The sequence below is a fragment of the Aurantiacibacter sediminis genome (assembly GCF_016019885.1).
In the GTDB taxonomy this organism is placed as follows: Bacteria; Pseudomonadota; Alphaproteobacteria; order Sphingomonadales; family Sphingomonadaceae; genus Alteraurantiacibacter; species Alteraurantiacibacter sediminis.
Window position 1 is genome coordinate 281,551 of the sequence record NZ_JAEANY010000002.1, and the last position, 21,433, is coordinate 302,983.

Sequence of the window (21,433 nt, forward strand, 5' to 3'; positions counted from 1 at the left end):
AGGGCATGCGTCGCGACGACGACAAATTCAGCCGCCATTCAATCCGGCAGACGTAGGGGGCATCGCAACACGCGGCGGGACACGGCCGCTCGCATTTTCAGACGGTGATATGAAACGCTTCCTCGCCTTGATGGTCTCAGCTGCGCTGCTTGTGCCCGTGTTGGCGGCATATGGCCCTGCTGTAGTGGAGGCGCAGGATGCGACACCCACGCGGCCAGGACAGCAATCCATTCCAGTGCTCGGCTTCGATCCGGCAAGCGAGCGGCCGTTCAACCAGCTCGAACAGTCGCAGAATGAAAGCGTCCAGAACCAGGTGCGCGTTCAGCAACGGATTGTCATTCGTATCGGTCCAGCGGCTCCGCGGGATCGCAGGACGATGCTCAATGAACTCCCGCGCCGCCCGATGGAAGCGCGTTTCGAGGAAGTCGATTACGGCAGTTGTATCGATGCAAACGAAGTCATCGGTGTCCAGCCGACCAATGACAATCGCCTTCTCTTCTTTCTGGAAGACAGCAATGTCCTCGCTGCGCAGCTGCAGAACGGCTGTTCGGCACGGGCATATTATGCCGGTTTCTACATCGACAGGAACGATGATGGCAGGCTGTGCGTCGCGCGTGATCGCTTGCAGTCGCGTGCCGGTGGCAGCTGCCAAATCACCAAGTTTACGCGTCTGGTCGCCGTTGCCAACTAGGCACAACGGCGCTTTCTTCCGCAGCTCATCTATCCGTAAATCTTGACTCTCCCGCCTTGCCAAGCCTAGTGGCGCGCAGCTTGCAAGACTTCGCCATGAAGCTGTGGCACCACATTAATTTTCCGGAATTTTTTGATTTGACCACTTTCGCCGATCTCGGCCTATCTCCTGAATTACTTAAAGCTGTCGACGAGGCCGGCTATACAGAGCCGACCCCCATCCAGGCAGAAGCGATCCCTGCCGTCCTGATGATGAAGGACATTATCGGCATCGCGCAGACGGGGACGGGCAAGACGGCCAGCTTCGTGCTGCCGATGATTGACGTGCTGGCGAGCGGTCGCCGCCGCGCGCTCATGCCACGCTCGCTCATCCTCGAGCCGACGCGCGAACTAGCCGCCCAGGTCGCGGAAAACTTCGAGAAATACGGCCAGAACCACGATCTGCAGATGACCCTGCTGATCGGCGGCGTGCAGATGGGCGATCAGTTGAAGGCGCTTAACGAAGGTGTCGACGTGTTGATCGCGACGCCGGGCCGCCTGATGGACCTGATCGAGCGCGGCAAGATCATGCTCAACGGCTGCGAACTGTTGGTGATCGACGAGGCCGACCGGATGCTCGACATGGGCTTTATTCCGGACATCGAATTCATCTGCGACAAGCTGCCCGAACCGCGCCAGACGCTGTTGTTCAGTGCAACGATGCCGCCGCCGATCGAGAAGCTAGGCAAGAAGTTCCTAAGTAATCCAAAACGCATCGAAGTGAGCCGCGCGGCATCGACCAACGAGAATATCACCGCGTTCAAGATCCCGGTCCCCACGCGCGAGAAACGCTCGACCCTGCGCTGGCTGCTGAATAACGATCTGGTCGAAACCGCCATTATTTTCTGCAACCGCAAGACGACCGTACGCGAGCTCAACAAGAGCCTGCAGCGCCATGGCTTTAAATCGGGCGAGATTCATGGCGATATAGACCAGAACCAGCGCAACAAGGAATTGCAGCGATTCAAGGATGGCGACATCAATATCCTGGTCGCGTCAGACGTTGCCGCGCGCGGGCTCGACATTAAGGGCGTGAGCCATGTCTTCAACTTCGACACGCCCTGGCACCCGGATGATTATGTCCACCGCATCGGCCGCACGGGACGCGCCGGGAATAAGGGCCGTGCCTTTACCTTCGTAGCGCCTGAAGACGCTGAAGCGATCGACAATGTCGAGAAGCTGACGGGGGCGAAAGTACCGGTCTTCGGCAAGAAGGACGTGCGGGTCGATCTGCCGGATACGAGTTCGGCAGAGGCCGACAAGGAAGAGCAGAAGAACGAAAAGCCGAAGCGCCGTTCGAAGAAGCAGGCCGACGATCAGGGCGAGGAAAAGCCCACTCGCAAGCAAAAGTCTCGTAAGAGCGAAAAGCCTGCACAGTCTCAGCAGAAGAAGTCGCGCGGTCGCCAACAGGACGATGACCCAGTTCCGGCGGGCGAGTGGAACGGGCCCAAGCCGGAGTTCCTCAGCGTCGGTTTCGACTAAGCACTCGCGATCAGTCTATTTCACGACATTAACATAGGTTGTTGGTGTCGCCATGCGATCCATGACAGCGCCCCACCGGAAAGGTGGCGGGACATGCATAAGGGATTTGAGCACGACGAAAGACCCGACGCGAGTGTTTTGTCGGGAGGAGGCGACGCCGCCCTCATCCGATATGAAATCGAGCGTCTTGCTGGCAAGAATGGTCCGGCTGAAGCGTATACAATCGAGGCCCGCGACCTGCATGATGCCATCGGCAAAGCACGCAAGGTGATAGGTGTGGGCGAAGTCCGCATCCGCCGCGATGGCAGGCAGGTGTGCTACCTTCACTTGCAGAGCGCGACGCGCTGGTGGGTTGAACTGAATGAAAACGCCGGCTGACAGCGCCTCTCAGCTACTCCGCTTCGAGAGATACAAATAATTGGCGTCGAAATTCGCGAGATCGCAAAATGCCTCCATCTTGTGAATCGTCACGACCTTTTCCTTGAAAGTCAGATAGCCTTCCTCGCGTAGCATGCGCAGCAGGCGATTCACATGGATCTGCGAAAAGCCCAGGCATTCGCCGAGCTGCGCCTGGGTGAGCGGGAAGCTGAAAGTCCCGTTATCCGCCAGGCCAACGACTTCCGAACGCGCATGAATTTCGCAAATCAGATGCGCGATCCGCGCTTTGCCTTCGCGCGACCCGATATTCTGAATCCACTCACGGTGCATCGCCGCATCCACCATGGTCGAGAACCACAATATGCGGGCCATGCGCGGGTCTTCATCGATCAATTCGCTGATGTCGGTATGATGTAGCTTGGCGATCGTACACGGGGTCAGCGCGACGATGGCGTGATCGAGTACTTCCAGCGGATAGGAGTGCAGATCGACGAAATCGCCGGGAATCTGCAACTGCGTGATTTGCCGGGAGCCGTCTTCGTTATATTTTGCGCGGGCGGCATATCCATCTAGGATCAGCGAGGAATAATGAATCCGCTCATCTTCGCGCACGAGGAATTCCTCGCGGTCGAATGTGGTGGTCAGCGTAATTCGCTCAGACAGCTTCTCTGCTTCGGCATCCGAAAAATCGAAACGCTTTCGGATCGTCGAAATGAATTTCTCGATGTCCGGGTCGAAGGTGCGACCCTTGAGCAAGGCTCCATCGGAATGCTGTTCTGAGTAAACCAAATCGTCCCCTCCATCCGACCCGAACGCTCCGTCCCTAGGCGAGGTTCCCTGCCTCTGCGGCATCATATGTTAACTCGCGATAAACCCGCGAAACTATTTTTGACGGCGGCTGTTCAGCTCGAATTCGCGAGCGTTACGAAGCTGTCGATCACCCGCTTCTCGCCCGCTTTATCGAACTCGATCACCAGCTTGTTGCCTTCCTGATCCATCACTTCGCCATAGCCGAATTTGTCGTGAAAAACGCGGTCTCCGACCCTAATGTCCGTCCGCGCCTTTGCGGCGAAGCTCGCAGCGCTGCGTGTACTTTCCTTCACGCGTTTCGCCTTCGGATCGTATCCCGTGGCAAGCGCCCGTTGCCAGCCGGGCCCGCGCGCTGAGGATCGATCAGGTCTGCTTTGCGAGACATGGGCGAACGGATCTTCGCTCTCGCTCCAATTGGCTTGCCAAAGGCTGCGCCCGCCCGTCAGTGTCGTCTCGCTCTCCACATGCTCTTCCGGCAGGTCTTCCACGAAGCGGCTGGGGATGGAGCTGTTCCACTGGCCGAAAATACGCCGGTTCGCCGCGTGAATGATTGTGCATTTGCGCCGCGCGCGAGTGATGGCGACATAGGCGAGTCGACGCTCTTCCTCGAGGCTGGCGAGCCCGCCTTCGTCGAGTGAGCGCTGGCTGGGGAACACGCCTTCTTCCCAGCCGGGGAGGAAGACATGGTCGAATTCCAGACCCTTTGCCGCGTGCATCGTCATGATGGTGACTTTCTCCCCATCATCGCGCGCGTCATTATCCATCACCAGTGCGACATGCTCGAGGAATTGTTCGAGCGTGTCGTATTCCTCCATTGCGCGGACCAGTTCGGTAAGGTTCTCCGCGCGGCCTGCTGCTTCGGTGCTGCGATCGGCTTTGAGCATCGCATCATAGCCGCTTTCTTCTAGCACAGCGCGCATCAGTTCTGAGGGAGTGACCGCCTCAGACATCTCGCGCCAGCGCAAGAAGCTGCGCATCAATTCGGCAATCGTATTGCGGGCGCGGGGCGGCAATTCATCGCTATCCGCGAGCTCCAGCGCGGCTGCGGCTAGCGGCTGGCCGGTGCTACGCGCATGCAGGAACATCTTCTCAAGCGTCTTGGCGCCGAGCCCGCGCTTTGGTGTATTATAAATCCGCTCGAACGCCAGATCGTCTGCCGGTTGGGCGATGACGCGGAGGTAAGCCATCGCATCGCGAATTTCAGCGCGTTCGTAAAAGCGAAAGCCGCCGACGATGCGATAGTTCAGGCCAATCTGGATGAAGCGGTCTTCGAATTCACGCGTCTGATATTGCGCGCGCACAAGGATGGCGACCTGCTCGAGTGAAAGCCCCTCGCGCTCCAGCCGCTCAATTTCCTCACCCACCCGGCGCGCTTCTTCGGGCGCATCCCATACGCCGATTACGCGTACTTTCGGGCCCTCGGGAAGCTCGGTCCACAGCGTCTTGCCCAGCCGTTGGCTGTTCGCTTCGATCAGCCCGCTCGCGGCGGCGAGGATCTGCGGAGTGGAGCGATAGTTCTGCTCCAGCTTCACCACTTTGGCGCCGGGAAAATCCTTGTCGAAGCGCAGGATATTGGCGACTTCCGCGCCGCGCCATGAGTAGATCGACTGGTCGTCATCCCCCACCACGCAGATATTCTTGCGGTCCTGCGCGATCAATCGCAGCCAGAGATATTGTACGGCATTGGTGTCCTGATACTCATCCACCAGCACATATTTGAAACGCTTCTGATACTGCTCCAGCACGTCGCGATGCTTGCGGAAGATATTGAGCATATGCAGAAGCAAATCGCCGAAGTCGCAGGCGTTGAGGCTCTGCAGTCGCGCCTGGTAGAGGCGGTACATTTCCTGCCCCTTGCCATTGGCATAGCTCTCATTGTCGACCGGGGTCAGATCGCCGGGATTGAGGCCGCGATTTTTCCAACTGTCGATCAGGCCTGCGAGCTGGCGCGGCGGCCAGCGCTTCTCATCGATATCATTCTCGCGAATCAACGTTTTCAGCAGACGAAGCTGATCGTCCGTATCGATGATCGTGTAATTGCTTTTCAGATCGACCAGTTCGGCGTGACGGCGGAGCATCTTCGCGCCGATCGAATGGAAAGTGCCGAGCCAGGGCATGCCTTCCAGCGCGCCACCTGTCAGCTTGCCCACGCGCTCGCGCATTTCGCGCGCTGCCTTGTTCGTGAAGGTGACGCACAGGATTTCGGAGGGCCACGCCAGCCGCTCCCGCACGATATGGGCGAGACGGTGTGTCAGCGCCGCAGTCTTGCCCGTGCCTGCACCTGCCAGCATCAAGACCGGCCCTTCGGTTGTCATCACGGCTTCGCGCTGGGGTGCGTTCAAATGGCCGAGCCATTCGGGCACGCTCTGCACATCGGCAGGATCGGTAATGGCGGGGGGGTTATTCACCGGTGAACAGTTAGGGAACGCGGGCCAATCGTGCAAGCGCAGCGGCGAATTGGGGAACCAGATTTTTTCGGAACCGACAGTCTTGTTAGTCCATTGTCCTCACGTACGGGAAACCGGAAAAGTTAAAGGATATCAAAATGAAAAAGCTAGCTCTTGCAGCCGCAACTGCGCTTACTATGACCGCCGCGCCGGCGATGGCACAGGATTACACCGACGACGGAATGACGATGCAGTCCTATGCCCATCTGAATGATCTGAACGAAGAACAACGTGCCGAACGTGAGACGTGGACAGTCGAGCTGCGCGACTATTACGATGGTCTTAGCGACGACGAGCGAAGCACCTGGTGGTACCTTGACGACATGCAGCGCATGATGATCGTCCGTTTGGACGACGACGCACAGATGAGCCAATGGAGCACCTACAAGGCGCAGTTCGATGACCAGTATCTGCGCATGCGCAGTGGCGATGTGGAGTACGTCCGCAGCGCCATGGTACAGGATGTGCCGATCCCCGTCCGAGCACACGATTTCACCTATCCAGTATGTGAAAGCGATGCAGACGATCATTGCGTGAACGCATGGGCCGCAGGTGAGCGTGGTCCGGGTGTGGACCGTCCGCTGAATTACTGGCCGGGAGAATCAGTGACCGAGATGCAAGGCGGGTAATACGCCCATAAAGCGACAGAAACGGGGCCGTTCTTTCGGGAGCGGCCCTTTTCTTGTGAGCGAGCTATTCGGGAAGCCTCAGAAATACGAGTTTCGCCGCGCCAACCTTGCGCTCGGACTCGATTTCCATCCGGCGGATATTGGCATCCTCCTTCGCGCCGACTTCCAGCGTAACCCAGGTTGCAGGGCCTATCCAGCCGAGCCGCACCAGCTTGTCGATCGCCACCGCGCCAGCACCCGTTTTGTATGGCGGATCAAGCATAATGAGGTCGAGCGGCGCTTTCGCAGGGCCGAGCGAAAGAACCGATGCGGCGATCACATCGCTTTGCTGCTGCGCCTTGAGAGCGGCGATATTGGCCCTCAGCGCACGGATCGCGGCGGCGTCCTGCTCCACGAACAGACAATGCTGCGCGCCGCGGCTGAGTGCCTCAAGCCCCAGCGCGCCGGAGCCTGCGAAGAGGTCCGCCACACGAAGGTCTGCGAAGCTGCCGAGGCGGCTCGTCAGCATGGAGAACAGTGTTTCGCGCGTGCGGTCCGTCGTAGGACGGGTCGCGTCGCCTTGCGGTGCCTTCAGCGGCCGTCGCTTCCATTCGCCTGCAATAATTCTCATCGCGCCGCCACATACGGAACGTGACAGCATGTCGTCCATTGATTTTTCGGACTAAAAAAGAACGACAGGAGATCTCCGTGCCCGACATGGCAGCAAAGTTAGAAATTCTCGAAACGCTCGCGCGGACAAATCGCGCCGCCGATGAAAAAAACGTTTCAGAGACAGCCAAATATTACACTGACGATGGTTTTATCGAGGGTGACATGCAGGCTTCGGCAGGCAGCTTTGAAAGCGAACTCAAACAAATTTATGACAATGAGCCCGGCCTGAAGCGCCACGTGGGCACAAATCATATTTTTACCGACAACGGCGATACAGTCCTAGTAAATTCACTTTTGACGGTTCTTGATGGTGAAGAACAGCCTAGTGTCGTCGCGACCGCCGATATTGAAGATGAGCTGACACACTCCGATGGAATGTGGAAGATCGTCCGCCACCGTGTCGAAATGGACCCGGCGACCAAAAAGATGATGGCTGAGCAGCAGGGCTAGACGCTAGCCGTTCCGCCGCAAGCTGGAGCGAAAACGCTCGACATCTTCCTTGCGGATTTCGATTGCGCCGCCGCGCGGCAGATCGGCGAGACCGAAGGGGCCGTAGGCGGTGCGGATGAGGCGGCTGACTTCCAGACCAAAGTGCTCGAGAACGCGGCGCACTTCGCGGTTCTTGCCTTCGGTCAGCGTCAGTTCGATCCACTGGTTGCGGCCCGTGCGACGTTCCAGATTTGCATCAATCCGGTCATACCGCATCCCTTCAATCTCGGTGCCCTCCATCAAGGTCTCGAGCTGTTCCTGCGTGATCTCGCCGAAAGTGCGGGCGCGATAGGTGCGCGGAATTTCCGAAGAGGGCAGTTCCAGCATTCGCTTGAATTCGCCATCATTGGTCAGCAGGAGCAGGCCCTCGGTATTCATGTCCAGCCGGCCAACCGGCATCAGGCGCGGCGTATTTTTGGGCAGGGCGTTGCGCAGCGCATCGTAAATGGTTGGCCGCCCGGAAAAATCGCGCTCCGCCGTCAGCAATCCGGTGGGCTTGTGGAAAGCGAACAGGCGCGTGCGTTCGGGTTTGGCGACAGCCTTTCCATCCACCGTCACGCCTTTCAGCGTCGTGAGGAAGGTCGCGGGCGTAGTGACGAACTCATCCCCGATCTTAATCCGGCGCGCTTCGATCATCCGCTCGATCTCCCGGCGGCTGGCGACACCAGCGCGGGCGAGCAGTTTGGCGATGCGATCGCCTTCGGGACGTGGTTCTTTTGACATGCGCCAAGCCTTTAGGCGTTGAGAGGCTGTTCATCCAGCCTTCCATTGCGATCAATTACAGCTAGACGTGCTGAGAACGAAAACCGGAGAGTGCCTGCATGGCTGAAGCCGCTGCTGAAACGACGAAAAAGACAAAGCCCGGCTGGGGAACGCTGTTTCGCTCGCTGAGGAATCCGAAGAGTGGCTACACCGCGCTGTTCGGCTTTGCGAGCGGCCTGCCGTTCTCGCTTTTTCTGGGCACGCTATACGCGTGGTTGTCCGAAGCAGAGGTAGAGCTGGAGACGATGGGCGTCTTCTCGCTCATCGGGCTGGCCTATGCCTTCCAGTTTCTCTGGTCGCCGCTGATCGACAAGGTTTCGATCCCCGGTTTTTCCAAGCTGGGGCGCCGCAAGCAGTGGATCGTGCCGGCGCAAATCCTGCTTGGCGTTATCCTGATTGCGCTCAGCCTCTCAAACCCGACCAACGAGGCGATCGGCTGGTTCAGCCTGCTCGCCGGGATCGGAGCACTCGCCAGCGCGACGCAGGACATTGCGATCAATGCCTGGCGTATCGACGTGGCGGATGAAGAGGCAACGCTCGATATCCTCTCGACAGTCTACCAGATGGGTTACCGGCTGGCAGCGCTGGTCGGCGGCGCGCTTGGCCTTATCATCGCTGCGCGCATCGGCTGGCCGCAGACCTACCTCATCATGGGCGGCATTCTGCTCGCTATCGGCATCATCGGGCTTTGGGCTCCCGATACCAAGGTGACCGAAGCGGGCGAAGGCGAACCGGACGAGCTCCTCCTAAGCCTCCAAAAGAAGGGCGAAATCAATCCTTCGCTGCGCGCAAAGGCGCTGGGCGCGGTTGGCCTGCTGTGGGCGGTTGCAATCGGCACGGTGCTAACCTTCATGTATATGTCGCTTGCCTACGCGCCCGAAGATCGCCCGAATCCGACCGACTTTACCGTCAATTTCGGACCGTGGATCATCGTTGCGACAGTTGTGATCCCGGCGTTTATTGCTGGCTGGCTCGCTTCGCAGAAGAACAAAGGCGAGAATGTCCTCACCGAAGATATCCCGCGCGATGCAGGCAATTCCTACGCCATCGACCATCTGTATCGTGCGCTGGTGATGCCGCTGGTGGAGTTCGTCGGCCGCATGGGCTGGTCGCTGGTGCTGATCCTGTCGCTGGTGCTGACGTACCGAATTTGTGACGCGATCTGGGGCACGTTTGCCTATCCGTTCTATCTCGGCGAGCTGAACTACACGAATGACGAGGTCGCTTTTGCGTCCAAGTTCTTCGGTGTCGGCGCAATTATCGCAGGCCTCGCGCTCGGCGGGTACATGCTCACCGTGGTGGGCCGGATGGCGACGCTGACCTTTGGCGCGCTGATCGCTGCGCTCACCAACCTGCTTTACGCCGACATGGCCATTGGCGGCGCGAATATGCAGGCGGCGAGCGATGCGATCTACTTCACCAATCTTATTGAGTTCATGGCACCCTTCGGTTCGGAAGGCCTTCCGCGGCTGACTTTCACCATCATGTGGGAGAACCTCGCTATCGGTATCGCTGGTGCAGCCTATGTGGCCTGGCTCAGCTCGATCGTGTCGAAGAAATATTCTGCCGTGCAATACGCGCTGCTGTCCTCGCTCACGCTGCTGGTGGGCACGCTGGGCCGCGGCGCGCTGGGTGAGATGATCGAGGATCGCGGCTATTTCGACGTGTTCATTCTTACAACCGCAATCGGCGGCGTAGCCGTCGTGCTGTGTGTGTTCGAATGGATCAGGCAGAAGCGCGCCGGTGCGAAAAGCGGAGTGGTAACGCCGGACGCGGCTGCAGTCCCAGCCGAATAATCACTCCGGCCATTCGCGGTTGAGTTTCAGCACCTCGCCCGCGAGGTAAAGCGAGCCTGTGATCAGGACGGCTTCGGGCTTGTCGGCAGCGATCTGGCGCAGTGCTGCGACCACATCTGGCGCTTCGTGCACATCCACGGGCCATTGTTTGAAGGCTGCTATTTCGTGCGTGTCCTGACCGGGCACGGGGACTATGGTCACGCTTTCGACAAGCCCATGCAGCGGGTCCATCAGGCTGGCGGGGTCCTTGCGGATCAGCATGCCGATCACGCAATGCGGCGCGAAAACCTGCGCTTCCACGAAAGCGGCGATGGCGTCGCCCGCGTTGCGGTTGTGGCCGCCATCGAGCCAGATGGGCACTCCGGGCAAGAGGTCTTGTAGCGGGCCGGGGGAAAGCTTTTGCAATCGTGCGGGCCAGTTGGCGCTGTGCAGGCCCCCGGCCATGGCCTTGTCGCTGACATCGATCCGATCCTGCGCGCGCAGCATCGCTATTGCGAGGCCAGCATTGGCAGCCTGATGCTCGCCCGGAAGAGCAGGCAGAGGGAGGGTCAGCGAGCCGTTTGCATCGCGGTAATGGAGCGCCTTTCGGTCCGCATGGACATTCCATGCGTCACCCTGAAGCCAGAGCGGAATGCCGTCTTCTCGCGCGATCTCTTCCAGAAAGCGGTCGGCACGTGGCGCATTCGAAAGCGCGACAAGCGGGACGCCCTTGCGCCGGATACCGCTTTTCTCGAAGGCGAGCCGTTCATCCACATCGTCCGGCGCGCCCTCCTCGGGCTGTAGCAGGAATTCCGCGTGATCGAGGCCCAGCGCGGCAATCCCTGTCGCAGCGGGATTGGCAATCACATTGGTCGCATCCAGCCTGCCGCCAAGCCCCACTTCGATGACACACGCATCGGCGGGCGTGCGGCTGAAGGCAAGGAAAGCGGCGGCAATCGCGACTTCGAAGAAGCTGGGCACCAAATGCTCCGCCGCATCGAGCACTTCCTCCAGTGTGGAGGCCAGTTCAGCATCGGAAATCAACTCGCCAGCGATCCGTATCCGCTCATTGAAGCGCACCAGATGCGGCGAAGTGGTGATGTGCACACGCTTGCCATCGGCTTCCAGAATGGCGCGCAGGAAGGCGCAGGTGGATCCTTTACCATTGGTCCCCGCTACATGGAAAACCGGCGGCAGCGCCTCGTGCGGATTGCTGAGCGCTTCCAGAATGGCTCGGATCTTGTCCAGCCCAAGCCCACTTTGCGGCAAAGGCAGATCGGCCAGCCGGTCAAGCTGGCGCTGCACCGCCGGATCATCGGAAATGGCGAAGTCTTTCATCGCCGCAAGGCCTGCTCAGGCAGCCTTTGCAGGGGTCAGGTAATCGAGCAGCCGCGCCAAAGTGGCTTTCAGATCGTGGCGGTCCACCACCATGTCCACCATGCCGTGCTTGTGCAGATATTCGGCGCGCTGGAAGCCTTCGGGCAATTGCTCGCGAATAGTTTCCTGAATCACGCGCTGTCCGGCAAAGCCGATCAGGGCACCGGGTTCTGCGACATGCACATCGCCGAGCATCGCGTAGCTTGCGGTGACACCGCCGGTGGTCGGATCTGCGAGGACTACGATATAAGGCAGGCCCGCATCGCGCAGGCGGCGTGTCATTACGGTGGCGCGCGGCATCTGCATCAGGCTGAGAATGCCTTCCTGCATACGCGCGCCGCCCGCAGCGGTGACGCAGACAAAGCCGCATTTCTCGTCGAGCGCGCGCTGGGCTGCGGCAATAAACGCATCGCCTACCGCCATGCCCATGCTGCCGCCCATGAAAGTGAAATCCTGCACGCCGACAACGGCCGCGCGGCCGTCCATCGTGCCATAGGCTGCGGTGAAGGCGTCGTGGTGCGGATTGCTCGCGCGAGCGGCCTTGAGGCGATCGGTATAGCGCTTAGAATCGCGGAATTTGAGCGGGTCTTCGGTGACTGTGGGAGCCGGCAGTAGCTCAAAGCCCTCGTCGAGCAATTGCTCAAGGCGCGCATCGGCGCCGATACGTCCGTGATGTTCACATTTCGGGCAGACCGAGAGGTTCGCCTCATATTCCTTGGCAAAAATCATTTCGGTGCAGCGCGGGCATTTCACCCAGAGGTTATCGGGCGTTTCGCGCTTGCTGATGAACGGCAGGCGTTCGCGGACTCGTGTTAGCCAGGACATATCGGGTTCCTTAGGCAGATTTTCTCCCCTCCCGCAAGCGGGAGGGCCGGGGCTGGGGCGCGAAACGCGGGCCTAAAAGGCTCACCCCGCTGCGACTAGCAAGCAAGCTTGCAATTCTCGCTGCCCCTCCCGTGAACGGGAGGGGTGTTAGCGCGCGTTGTGAACGGCCTCGGCCAAGCGGGATGTCAGCTCTCGCAGGTGCTGCGGCGCGTCGTCTCCATGCTTTTCGACCAGATCGATAAAGGCAGAGCCGACCACGACGCCGTCTGCAACCTTGGCAATCGCTTCGGCCTGCTCAGGCTCGCGCACGCCGAAGCCCACTGCGACGGGTAAGTCCGTATGGCTCTTGATGCGGCTGACATTCGCCTCGATGCTCTCGATGGCGGCGGCCTGCTTGCCGGTGATCCCGGCGACGCTGACGTAGTAGAGGAAACCCGCCGAGCCATCCAATACGGTCGGCAGGCGCTTTTCATCCGTAGTAGGCGTTGAAAGGCGGATCGGCGCGATGCCTTTTAAGCGCAGGGCAGGGCCGAGGTCCTCATCCTCTTCAGGCGCGAGGTCGACACAGATCACGCCATCGACGCCCGCCTTCTCGCAAGCATCGGCAAACCACTCGGGGCCCCGACGGATCATCGGATTGGCATAGCCCATCAGCACCAGCGGCACGTCCGGATGACGCTCGCGAAATGCCGTGGCGATGGCGAGGACGTCGGCAGTGGTCGTGCCATTGCCGAGCGAACGAATATTCGCCGCCTGGATCGCGGGTCCATCAGCCATCGGATCGGTGAAAGGCATGCCCAACTCAATCACATCCGCGCCGCCTGCAACGAGCGCATCGAGATTGGACGCAGTGTCGCCATCGCCAGCGGTGATGAAGGCGACGAGGGCGGGGTGGATTTTGGCGAAGGCGTTGGAGAGGCGGGTCATTGGCTCGCTTGATCGTTCTCGAAGAAATAACGGTTTGCGATCGCAAAGGTGACTTTTGCGATGCCTAAGGTGCTTACTATCAGCAAGGGGATAAAAGCTGTGCGTTCAAGCCATATCGGAGGCCCCGGCGCGCAGACATGCCAAAAGCACCTTTTAATATCTAGCGCTCCGGTACAAATCGTTATGATGCTCGCCTGACTGATCAATAATGAGGCCAGCAAAAACCGATGGCTGAACAAAGCTTTGAGCCATATGGGTTTCGGAAGCTTAGTTTGGGCTAAGTCAGCTAAATGCCACACCAGAATTGCGAGTAGCGATGCAGAGCCGAATAAAATCGGTTCGTTAAGGGACACAACCATATCGATGGCTGGTAACCAACCGTAATCCTCGTCTGGAGCACGCAAATACCAATGGATCGCAGCACCAGTGAAAGCTGTCGAGAGAACTAAGACGACGCTACAAAACCAATTGAGCAGCTTCTGACGGTAAGCGTCTGTCAACGCCTCAAATCTCCACTCCTAATGCATCGAGATTGGCCGCAGTGTCGCCATCGCCAGCGGCGATGAAGGCGACGAGGGCGGGGTGGGGCTTGGCGAAGGCGTTGGTGAAGCGGGTCACGCTGTTGCCCTTCTATTGCGCATAACATGGGCAGCAATGCCCCCAAGTGCGAATGGAAGGCTCAATCGAGCCGCTTCCTCTATTTGATTAGGCCATCCAAAAAGCAAATGCAGAAGTGCCAAGACTGCAAACGCGATCGCAGCCGAAATGGCAGCAGCTCGAATTGCGCCGATCATGTGATTCAAATCTCCACTCCCAGCGCTTCGGCGACGGTGAAGATGTCCTTGTCGCCTCGACCGCAGAGATTCATTAGGATCGCTTGATCCTTGTCCATCTGCGGAGCGCGTTTGGCTACGGCGGCTATGGCGTGGCTTGGCTCCAGCGCGGGGATGATGCCTTCGGTGCGGCAGAGCAGCTGGAAGGCTTCCAGCGCTTCCTCATCGGTCGAAGAGGTGTATTCGACGCGGCCGGTTTCTTTCAGCCATGCGTGTTCCGGCCCGATGCCCGGATAATCCAGCCCCGCGCTGATCGAGTGGCCTTCGGTGATCTGGCCGTCCTCGTCCTGCAGCAAATAGGTCTTGTTGCCGTGGAGCACGCCGGGGAAGCCGCCCGCAAGGCTGGCTGCATGCTCATCTCCGTCGAGGCCCTTGCCCGCCGCCTCCACGCCCAGCAGCTTCACTTCGGGATCGTCGAGGAAAGGGTGGAACAGGCCGATGGCGTTAGACCCGCCGCCGATACAGGCAACCGCGAGATCGGGCAGCTTGCCCGTGCGATCAAGCATCTGTGCGCGCGCTTCCTTGCCGATCACGCTCTGGAAATCGCGGACCAGCTCGGGATAGGGATGCGGACCTGCGGCGGTGCCGATGATGTAGAAGGTGTCATGCACATTGGCGACCCAATCGCGCAACGCCTCGTTCATGGCATCTTTCAGCGTTCCGCGTCCAGCAGTGACGGGCACGATCTCCGCGCCGAGCAGCTTCATCCGGAAAACATTGGGCGATTGCCGCCGCACGTCTTCTGCACCCATGTAGACGACGCAGGGCAGGCCGAACCGTGCGCATACGGTCGCTGTAGCCACGCCGTGCTGGCCCGCGCCGGTCTCCGCAATGATGCGCGTCTTGCCCATCCGCATGGCGAGAAGGATCTGCCCGATGCAATTGTTGATCTTGTGCGCGCCGGTGTGATTGAGCTCGTCGCGCTTGAACCAGATCTGCGCGCCCCCGAGCTCCTCGGTCAGGCGCGGGGCGAAATAGAGCGGGCTCGGGCGACCGACATAGTGCTCAAGCAGATCGTCGAACTCGGCCTTGAAGCTCTCGTCCGCCTGCGCCTTGCGATACTCTTTCTCCAGATCGAGGATCAGCGGCATCAGCGTTTCGGCGACATAGCGTCCGCCAAATTGGCCAAAGTGTCCGCGATCATCGGGCTGGTTGCGGAAGGAGTTGGGTGCGTTCTCAGTCATGCCGATGCCTTAGCGGCAAGAGCGGCTTCGCAGAAAGCACGGATTTTGGCCGTATCCTTCACGCCCGGCTCGCTTTCGAGGCCGGAGGATGCATCCACCAACTCGGCACCGGTGTAGCGGATCGCATCTGCGACATTCTCTGCATTCAGCCCGCCGGCAAGCCCCCAAGGCAATTTGTGCTGGTAATTGATCAGCAATCGCCAATCGAGCAGCAGCCCGTTCCCGCCCGGCAGCGCGCCCGGCGCAGCATCGTAAATCAGCCGATGCGCGGCATCCACGAAACGCTCCGCCTGTTCAAGCGAGGCGCGGCTTTTGACGCCGACCGCTTTCCAGACTTCCAGAGAGGATTTGCTTTTGATGAGGCCCAACCATTCCGCCGGCTCACCCCCATGCATTTGCAGCACGTCCGGCTGCACTTCCTGCAGCGCTTCCGACATGGGCTGGGGCTGCATATTCACCGTCAGCAGCACCACTTTCACATTTTTGGGCACCCGAACGCGCAGCTTCGCGGCATCGGCGATGGAGACGTGGCGCGGGCTCGGCTCGTAATGGACAAGCCCGATATGGGTGGCGCCTGCATCCACTGCGGCATCGACAGTCTCGGGCGTGGAAAGCCCGCAAATCTTGATTAGCGTTTTGGACATGGGGCTGACTTAATGAAGCGCCTGAGCGAATGCCAGAGCGAATAGGGCTGACTAAAGCGTGCTTTCGATTTCGCGCGCTGCGGCGAGTGGATCGTCTGCGCGGCTGATCGGGCGACCTATCACCAAACAACTCGCGCCATCGTCGCGCGCCTGACGCGGGGTGACGACGCGTTTTTGGTCGCCTGTGGCTTTGCCGCCGGGGCGAAGGCCGGGGACGACGAAAAAGCCGTCCTTCCACTCGTCGTGCACCGATTTGATTTCCTGACCGGAGCACACAATGCCATCGAGCCCCGCAGCATGCGCCAGATCGGCCAGCCGCATCACGTGATCGTGGGGCGTACCGCCAACGCCGGTGCGCTCCAGATCGCGCTCGTCCAGGCTGGTAAGCATGGTGACGGCGACGACCTTGCAGTCCTCTCCAGCAGCAGCCTTGGCGTCCTCCATCATCGCCCGACCGCCGCTGGCGTGAACGGTCACGATCGATGGCTCGAGGACGTGGATCGACTGCATGGCCCCTGCGACTGTGTTGGGAATGTCATGCAGCTTCAGGTCGAGAAATACGGGCAGTCCAAGATGGGCAATTTCGTGCACGCCGTGATGGCCATGCGCACAGAAGAATTCGAGACCCAACTTCACCCCGCCAATATGGCCCTTCACTTTCTCGCACAGCGCCTTTGCCGCATCGAGCTGCGGCAGGTCGACGGCGAGATAGACCGGATTGCTCATAATTTGGAAATGTCGGAGCGATCTTGCGTAGGTGTAAGATCACTGACCGGCTCGTTCGGAACAGTCGAGGCCGTCGGGGCCGGATTCGGCGCAGGGCTTGGCATGGGTGCCGGTGCGGGGGAGGGCGCGGGTGCAGCCTCCTCCGGCTCGTCAGTCGGCTCGGCTGCGACCGGTGTTGCGGCGGCTGTGCGCGCGGCGCTTTCCAGGCTCGCAATCTTGCGATTAAGATTCCACTTGCTGCCGCGATAATACAGCCACATCGGCACGAAGCCGATCAGGAAAGACACCACCACAATCGCCGGGATTTTCGTGTCGACCACGATATTATCCCAGATCCGCACCGTTACGATATCTGCCCAATTGTTCACTGAAAACAGCACGAGTGCGACCAATAGCAGCACCCAGATCACTGTCCGTACGATTTGCATATCGGTTTCCTCAAATCCCGTTTTCGGCTGCGATGCTAGGCGAGGCGTGTCGCGAATGGAAGGGGGCGCTTACTCCCCGAACACCCGCGCGAAAATCGTGTCGACATGCTTGAAGTGGTAATCGAGGTTGAACTTGTCTTCCAACTCCTTCTCACTCATAGCAGCGGCGACTTCCTCGTCCGCCTTGAGCAGGTCGAGCAGGGAAAGCTGGCCGTCCGATTCCCACACTTTCATCGCATTACGCTGGACGAGGCGATAGGCATTGTCGCGGGTGATCCCGGCCTGCGTCAGCGCCAGCAGCACGCGCTGCGAGTGGACGAGGCCGCCCATCCGGTCGAGGTTTTTCTGCATCCGGTCAGGATAGACCAGCAGCTTGTCGACCACGCCGGTAAGACGAGCGAGAGCGAAGTCGAGTGTGATTGTAGCGTCGGGGCCAATAAAGCGTTCGACCGAGCTGTGCGAGATGTCCCGCTCATGCCACAGCGCCACGTTTTCCATGGCTGGCAGAGCGTAGGAACGGATCATGCGTGCCTGCCCGGTGAGGTTCTCGGTCAGGATCGGATTGCGCTTATGCGGCATTGCCGACGATCCCTTCTGGCCGGGAGAGAAATACTCCTCCGCTTCAAGGACTTCGGTGCGCTGCAAATGGCGGATTTCGACCGCGAGGCGTTCGATGCTCGATGCGATCACCGCGAGGGTCGAGAAATAGGCCGCATGGCGGTCGCGCGGGATGACCTGCGTAGACACAGGCTCGACGGCAAGGCCGAGCTGCTCGGCGACATATTCTTCCACAGAGGGATCGATATTGGCGAAAGTGCCCACTGCGCCGCTGATCGCGCAAGTGGCGATTTCGGCGCGTGCGGTGACGAGACGATCCCGGCAGCGATCGAATTCGGCATAGGCCTGTGCCAGCTTGAGACCGAACGTCGTCGGTTCGGCATGGATGCCATGGCTGCGGCCGATAGTGGCGGTGTATTTATGCTCTTCCGCGCGGCGTTTGATAGCGGCGAGCAGCGCGTCCATGTCTTCCAACAGCAGGTCCGTGGCCCGGGCAAGCTGAACGGCGAGCGTGGTGTCGAGTACGTCCGAACTGGTCATGCCTTGATGCATAAAGCGCGCTTCGGGGCCGACCTGCTCGGCCACCCAATCGAGGAAAGCGATCACATCGTGCTTGAGCACCGCTTCCTTCGCGTCGATCGCGGCGACATCGATGCCCGGATCGGTTTTCCACCAATCCCACAGCGCCTTTGCCCCGCTTTCAGGCACCACGCCCAAATCGGCAAGCTTCTGCGTCGCATGCGCTTCGATCAGGAACCAGATTTCGTATTTCGATTCCGGCTCCCAGATCGCGGTCATCTGCGGGCGGGCATAACGGGGGACCATCGGTGACTCCGAATTCGTGTGAGTGGTATTGCGGCGCGGCTATTCGCTCAGGGATCGAATGGCAAGCGGGGCGCTCCCCAATTGTGCATTTGCGTTTGTGGACATGAGCCTGTCATATAGCAGCTCCAGACAAACAAGCATCTGGCAACAGGGGAATATTACATGCGTTTACCAACGGCGGCGGTTTCGCTGACGGCCATACTTTTGAGCAGCACTGCCCAAGCGGGCGAAGAACCGCTATATTCTGCTACACCCGACTGGGTCGAAGAAGCGGACTTTGTGGGTCTTGTCGCTGACGAGAGCGTGCCGGCAGAATTGCTGCGCGATTGGCAATATCGCATCGAGGATGGCGTCGTTCTTGCCTATCACGACTTCGCAATCCGCGTGGATAATCCGCAGGCGCTGATGTCGCAGAACACGCAGACGCTTACCTGGTTGCCCGATAAGGGCGACCTGACAATCCACCGCTTCGAAATTTACCGCGAAGGCGAACTGATCGATCTGGTCGAGCAAGGCGTGACATTCGACGTGCTGCGCCGTGAGCGCGGTCTGGAGCAGCGCCTGCTCGACGGCCAACTGACCGCCAGCGTCTCCGTGCCCGGTCTTCGCGAGGGCGATGTGCTGCGTATTTCGCATACTGTTTCCACGGACGATCAGGCCCTCGGTGAAGAAGTGCAGGCCACGCAATTCCTGCGTAGCGAGCCATGGCAAGTCGGCTTTGCTCGGACTGTCATGAGCTGGCCGAGCGATGAGGACATGTATTGGCGCGCGGAGGACCGGGTCGAGCTATCGCAGCCGGTCGAGCGCGATGGCTATAATTACCTGACCGTCGATCTGCCTTTGGAAGAGGCTGATCCCATGCCGCAAGACGCGCCTTATCGTTTCCGGCGTCCGCCTGTCTTGCGTGTCGGCAGCTTTGAAAGCTGGTTGGAACTGAGCGCGGTCATGTATCCACATTTCGAAGATGCTGCCGCCCTGCCGGAAGGCTCCCCCATCAGGGAGCGCGCGCAGGAAATCATGGCGCAGACCAGTGATCCGCGTGCGCGCGCCGCGCTGGCAACCCAGCTCGTCCAGGACGATATCTCCTATCTGCTCAACGGCCTCGATGGCGGGAATTACCTGCCGCAGAGCGCTGCAGAGACGTGGGAGAATCGCTACGGTGACTGCAAGGCGAAGTCTGTCTTGCTGCTGTCGCTGCTGCGCGAAATGGGGATCGAGTCGGAAGTCGTACTCGTCAGCACGCGCCAGGGTGATGCCGTGCCTGAATTGCTGCCACTGCCCGCAGCGTTCGATCACATGATCGTGCATGCGATAATCGACGGGACCGATTATTGGCTGGACGGAACGAGCGCCGCCACGCGGCTCGCCAATCTCGCCGATGTGCCGCCATTTTATCACGCTTTGCCGCTGCGCGACGGCGGAGCTCAACTCATGCCGATGGTGCAGCGCGATCTGGCCGTCCCGCAAATGGCGATGAGCATGGATTTCGATCACTCGCGGGGTGTCGATTTCCCGGCTCTCTTCACGATGGAAATGACGATGTCCGGCCCGATGGCTGCCGGATTGGAAAGCGTCGTCGATGCGAACGATCCTGAGGCGCTACGCAGTATGGCGACTTCTTTTGGCGGGTCCGAGGGCCTGCAGGTCAGCAATCTATCGGTCGCCTATGACAGCGAGAACGCTGTCGGAACAGTGGTGATTGAAGGCATCGCGCAAACGAGCTTTTCGTGGACCGATGGCAGGCTGCGTTTCTCCGATGAAATGATGGAGGACGATTTAACTTTCAATCCCGACCGCGCGCGCCCGGAATGGCGGGACATACCGGTCGCAACAGAAGGGCCGGGGCGCGTCCAAATCTCTTTTGCGATGACTTTGCCTGAGGATGGCGAAGGATATGAGCTCGAGAATGGCGGCTCCTATGAATGGGACAATGCCAATTCCCGCCTGGTGAACTACATCGGTATCGAAAATGGCCGAATGATCGGGACGAGCGATATTTTCATGACGCTTGGCGAGGTGGCAGCCGCCGATTTGCCAGAGGCTCGTCGCACCGCGCGCCGTTTTGCGGCAAGCACGCCCGAAGTGACGCCGCCGCAGGATGTGACCTGGCGTTGGGAATTATCGAGTGACGAACGCGCCGCGCTCGCAGCGCCGATACTTGAAGCCTACGAGGCGGCAATTTCCTTCGCCGATGAGGACGATCAGGGCCCACGCTATGCCCGCGCAGCTTTCCTCAGAAATGTGTATGACTATGAGGCGGCTTTGGCCGATTACGACGTCTTGATCGAAGAGGAGCCGTCCGCCTGGGTCTATGCGCAGCGCGCTCTGCTGCATCGCCGTGTGGGCGACATCGATGCGGCGATTGCCGATCAGCGCGAAGCCTATGAGCTGAATCCCAGCGCAGCCAATGCGCGCACGCTTGCTGACTTGCTGACCTATCATGGCGATGCGGAGGAAGCGCTCGAGCTACTCCGATATACGCCCGTTGCGGAAGATGACCGCGTTTATCACGATGATGATCTGGGCACGGCGATGGCCATTGCCGGCGATGTGGATGGCGGCTCTGCTTTGATCGAGGAAATGGTCGCGGATTTCCCGCAGAACTCGACCGCGCTCAATGGCGATTGCTGGTTTCGCGGGCTTTTCGCTACGCAGCTGGACACAGCGCTGGCGCGTTGCACGCAGGCGGTGGAACGGGCTGCCAACCCTTCGAACGCGATAGACAGCCGTGCGCTTATTCACTTCCGTCTCGGCGACTTTGAACAAGCGCTGGCTGACCTCGATCAGGCCTTGGCGATGAGCCCGGCCCAGGCGGCTTCGCATTACCTGCGCGGTATCGTGAGACTCCATGCCGGCGATGAAGGTGGACGCGAGGATCTGGAAACGGGCCTGCTCATGGCACCTGAGTTGGAGACGATTTACAGCTTTCACGGCATCGCTCCCCCCCAGTAATC

At 59.8% G+C, this 21,433-nt stretch carries 20 protein-coding genes and 1 pseudogene; 7 read left to right on the plus strand and 14 right to left on the minus strand.

Features of this window, described 5'->3' with window-relative positions; genetic code table 11:
* The first annotated feature begins 109 nt into the window (after nt 1-109).
* From I5L03_RS06880 to I5L03_RS06890, 3 genes are all read left to right on the plus strand, one after another.
* Nucleotides 110-691 (plus strand): hypothetical protein, encoded by a 582-nt coding sequence (locus I5L03_RS06880; protein ID WP_197921002.1) that lies wholly within the window; start codon nt 110-112, stop codon nt 689-691.
* Between the two features lie 95 nt (nt 692-786).
* Nucleotides 787-2,211, plus strand: coding sequence for a DEAD/DEAH box helicase (locus I5L03_RS06885; RefSeq protein ID WP_197921003.1), 1,425 nt, complete (start codon nt 787-789; stop codon nt 2,209-2,211).
* A gap of 93 nt (nt 2,212-2,304) precedes the next feature.
* The gene (locus I5L03_RS06890) at nt 2,305-2,589 is read left to right on the plus strand and encodes a hypothetical protein (RefSeq protein ID WP_197921004.1); all 285 of its coding nucleotides are present in this window, start codon (nt 2,305-2,307) and stop codon (nt 2,587-2,589) included.
* A gap of 9 nt (nt 2,590-2,598) precedes the next feature.
* Here I5L03_RS06890 and I5L03_RS06895 read toward each other — a convergent pair whose 3' ends face one another.
* Together I5L03_RS06895 and I5L03_RS06900 are read right to left on the minus strand one after the other, a co-directional pair.
* Nucleotides 2,599-3,378 (minus strand): Crp/Fnr family transcriptional regulator, encoded by a 780-nt coding sequence (locus I5L03_RS06895; RefSeq protein ID WP_197921005.1) that lies wholly within the window; start codon nt 3,376-3,378, stop codon nt 2,599-2,601.
* Between the two features lie 113 nt (nt 3,379-3,491).
* On the minus strand, nt 3,492-5,789 hold the full coding sequence (locus tag I5L03_RS06900) for an ATP-dependent helicase (RefSeq protein ID WP_325100148.1): 2,298 nt from the start codon (nt 5,787-5,789) through the stop codon (nt 3,492-3,494).
* A gap of 155 nt (nt 5,790-5,944) precedes the next feature.
* On the opposite strand from I5L03_RS06900, the gene I5L03_RS06905 reads away from it, so the two are divergent.
* Nucleotides 5,945-6,475 (plus strand): hypothetical protein, encoded by a 531-nt coding sequence (locus I5L03_RS06905; protein ID WP_197921007.1) that lies wholly within the window; start codon nt 5,945-5,947, stop codon nt 6,473-6,475.
* 64 nt (nt 6,476-6,539) lie between these two features.
* Here I5L03_RS06905 and rsmD read toward each other — a convergent pair whose 3' ends face one another.
* Nucleotides 6,540-7,085, minus strand: a complete 546-nt coding sequence (gene rsmD, locus I5L03_RS06910) for a 16S rRNA (guanine(966)-N(2))-methyltransferase RsmD (RefSeq protein WP_197921008.1) — start codon at nt 7,083-7,085, stop codon at nt 6,540-6,542.
* Nucleotides 7,086-7,171: 86 nt separating this feature from the next.
* Between rsmD and I5L03_RS06915 the strand changes: the two genes are divergently transcribed.
* Nucleotides 7,172-7,576 (plus strand): nuclear transport factor 2 family protein, encoded by a 405-nt coding sequence (locus tag I5L03_RS06915; protein WP_234035166.1) that lies wholly within the window; start codon nt 7,172-7,174, stop codon nt 7,574-7,576.
* A gap of 3 nt (nt 7,577-7,579) precedes the next feature.
* Here the strand turns inward: I5L03_RS06915 and I5L03_RS06920 are convergent, their stop codons facing one another.
* Nucleotides 7,580-8,338: a pseudouridine synthase gene (locus I5L03_RS06920; protein WP_197921010.1), complete on the minus strand. Its 759-nt coding sequence runs from the start codon at nt 8,336-8,338 to the stop codon at nt 7,580-7,582.
* Between the two features lie 98 nt (nt 8,339-8,436).
* Here I5L03_RS06920 and I5L03_RS06925 point away from each other — a divergent pair, with 98 nt between their 5' ends.
* Nucleotides 8,437-10,173: an AmpG family muropeptide MFS transporter gene (locus I5L03_RS06925; protein WP_197921011.1), complete on the plus strand. Its 1,737-nt coding sequence runs from the start codon at nt 8,437-8,439 to the stop codon at nt 10,171-10,173.
* On the opposite strand, the gene I5L03_RS06930 is transcribed toward I5L03_RS06925, so the two are convergent.
* From I5L03_RS06930 to purB, 10 genes and pseudogenes are all read right to left on the minus strand, one after another.
* Nucleotides 10,174-11,490, minus strand: coding sequence for a bifunctional folylpolyglutamate synthase/dihydrofolate synthase (locus I5L03_RS06930; RefSeq protein WP_197921012.1), 1,317 nt, complete (start codon nt 11,488-11,490; stop codon nt 10,174-10,176).
* A 15-nt stretch (nt 11,491-11,505) separates the two neighbouring features.
* Nucleotides 11,506-12,354, minus strand: coding sequence for an acetyl-CoA carboxylase, carboxyltransferase subunit beta (gene accD / locus I5L03_RS06935; RefSeq protein WP_197921013.1), 849 nt, complete (start codon nt 12,352-12,354; stop codon nt 11,506-11,508).
* 147 nt (nt 12,355-12,501) lie between these two features.
* Nucleotides 12,502-13,281: a tryptophan synthase subunit alpha gene (gene trpA, locus I5L03_RS06940; protein WP_197921014.1), complete on the minus strand. Its 780-nt coding sequence runs from the start codon at nt 13,279-13,281 to the stop codon at nt 12,502-12,504.
* Entirely contained in the window at nt 13,278-13,781 is a 504-nt protein-coding gene (locus I5L03_RS06945; protein WP_197921015.1) for a hypothetical protein, read from the minus strand. Before I5L03_RS06945 ends, trpA (I5L03_RS06940) begins: the two co-directional genes overlap by 4 nt.
* Before the next feature lie 19 nt (nt 13,782-13,800).
* Nucleotides 13,801-13,899, minus strand: a pseudogene (gene trpA, locus I5L03_RS06950) (tryptophan synthase subunit alpha); the annotation flags it as partial.
* Nucleotides 13,900-14,080: 181 nt separating this feature from the next.
* Nucleotides 14,081-15,298 carry a tryptophan synthase subunit beta gene (gene trpB, locus I5L03_RS06955; RefSeq protein WP_197921016.1) on the minus strand — a complete coding sequence of 406 codons (1,218 nt, stop codon included), beginning with the start codon at nt 15,296-15,298 and terminating at the stop codon, nt 14,081-14,083.
* Nucleotides 15,295-15,942, minus strand: coding sequence for a phosphoribosylanthranilate isomerase (locus tag I5L03_RS06960; protein WP_197921017.1), 648 nt, complete (start codon nt 15,940-15,942; stop codon nt 15,295-15,297). Before I5L03_RS06960 ends, trpB begins: the two co-directional genes overlap by 4 nt.
* Before the next feature lie 51 nt (nt 15,943-15,993).
* Nucleotides 15,994-16,668, minus strand: coding sequence for an orotidine-5'-phosphate decarboxylase (gene pyrF, locus I5L03_RS06965; RefSeq protein WP_197921018.1), 675 nt, complete (start codon nt 16,666-16,668; stop codon nt 15,994-15,996).
* Nucleotides 16,665-17,096, minus strand: coding sequence for a LapA family protein (locus tag I5L03_RS06970; RefSeq protein ID WP_197921019.1), 432 nt, complete (start codon nt 17,094-17,096; stop codon nt 16,665-16,667). The genes pyrF and I5L03_RS06970 overlap by 4 nt, the downstream gene beginning before the upstream one ends.
* Before the next feature lie 69 nt (nt 17,097-17,165).
* Nucleotides 17,166-18,479, minus strand: coding sequence for an adenylosuccinate lyase (gene purB, locus I5L03_RS06975; RefSeq protein ID WP_197921020.1), 1,314 nt, complete (start codon nt 18,477-18,479; stop codon nt 17,166-17,168).
* A 162-nt stretch (nt 18,480-18,641) separates the two neighbouring features.
* On the opposite strand from purB, the gene I5L03_RS06980 reads away from it, so the two are divergent.
* Nucleotides 18,642-21,431 (plus strand): DUF3857 domain-containing protein, encoded by a 2,790-nt coding sequence (locus I5L03_RS06980; protein ID WP_197921021.1) that lies wholly within the window; start codon nt 18,642-18,644, stop codon nt 21,429-21,431.
* Nucleotides 21,432-21,433: the final 2 nt, after the last annotated feature.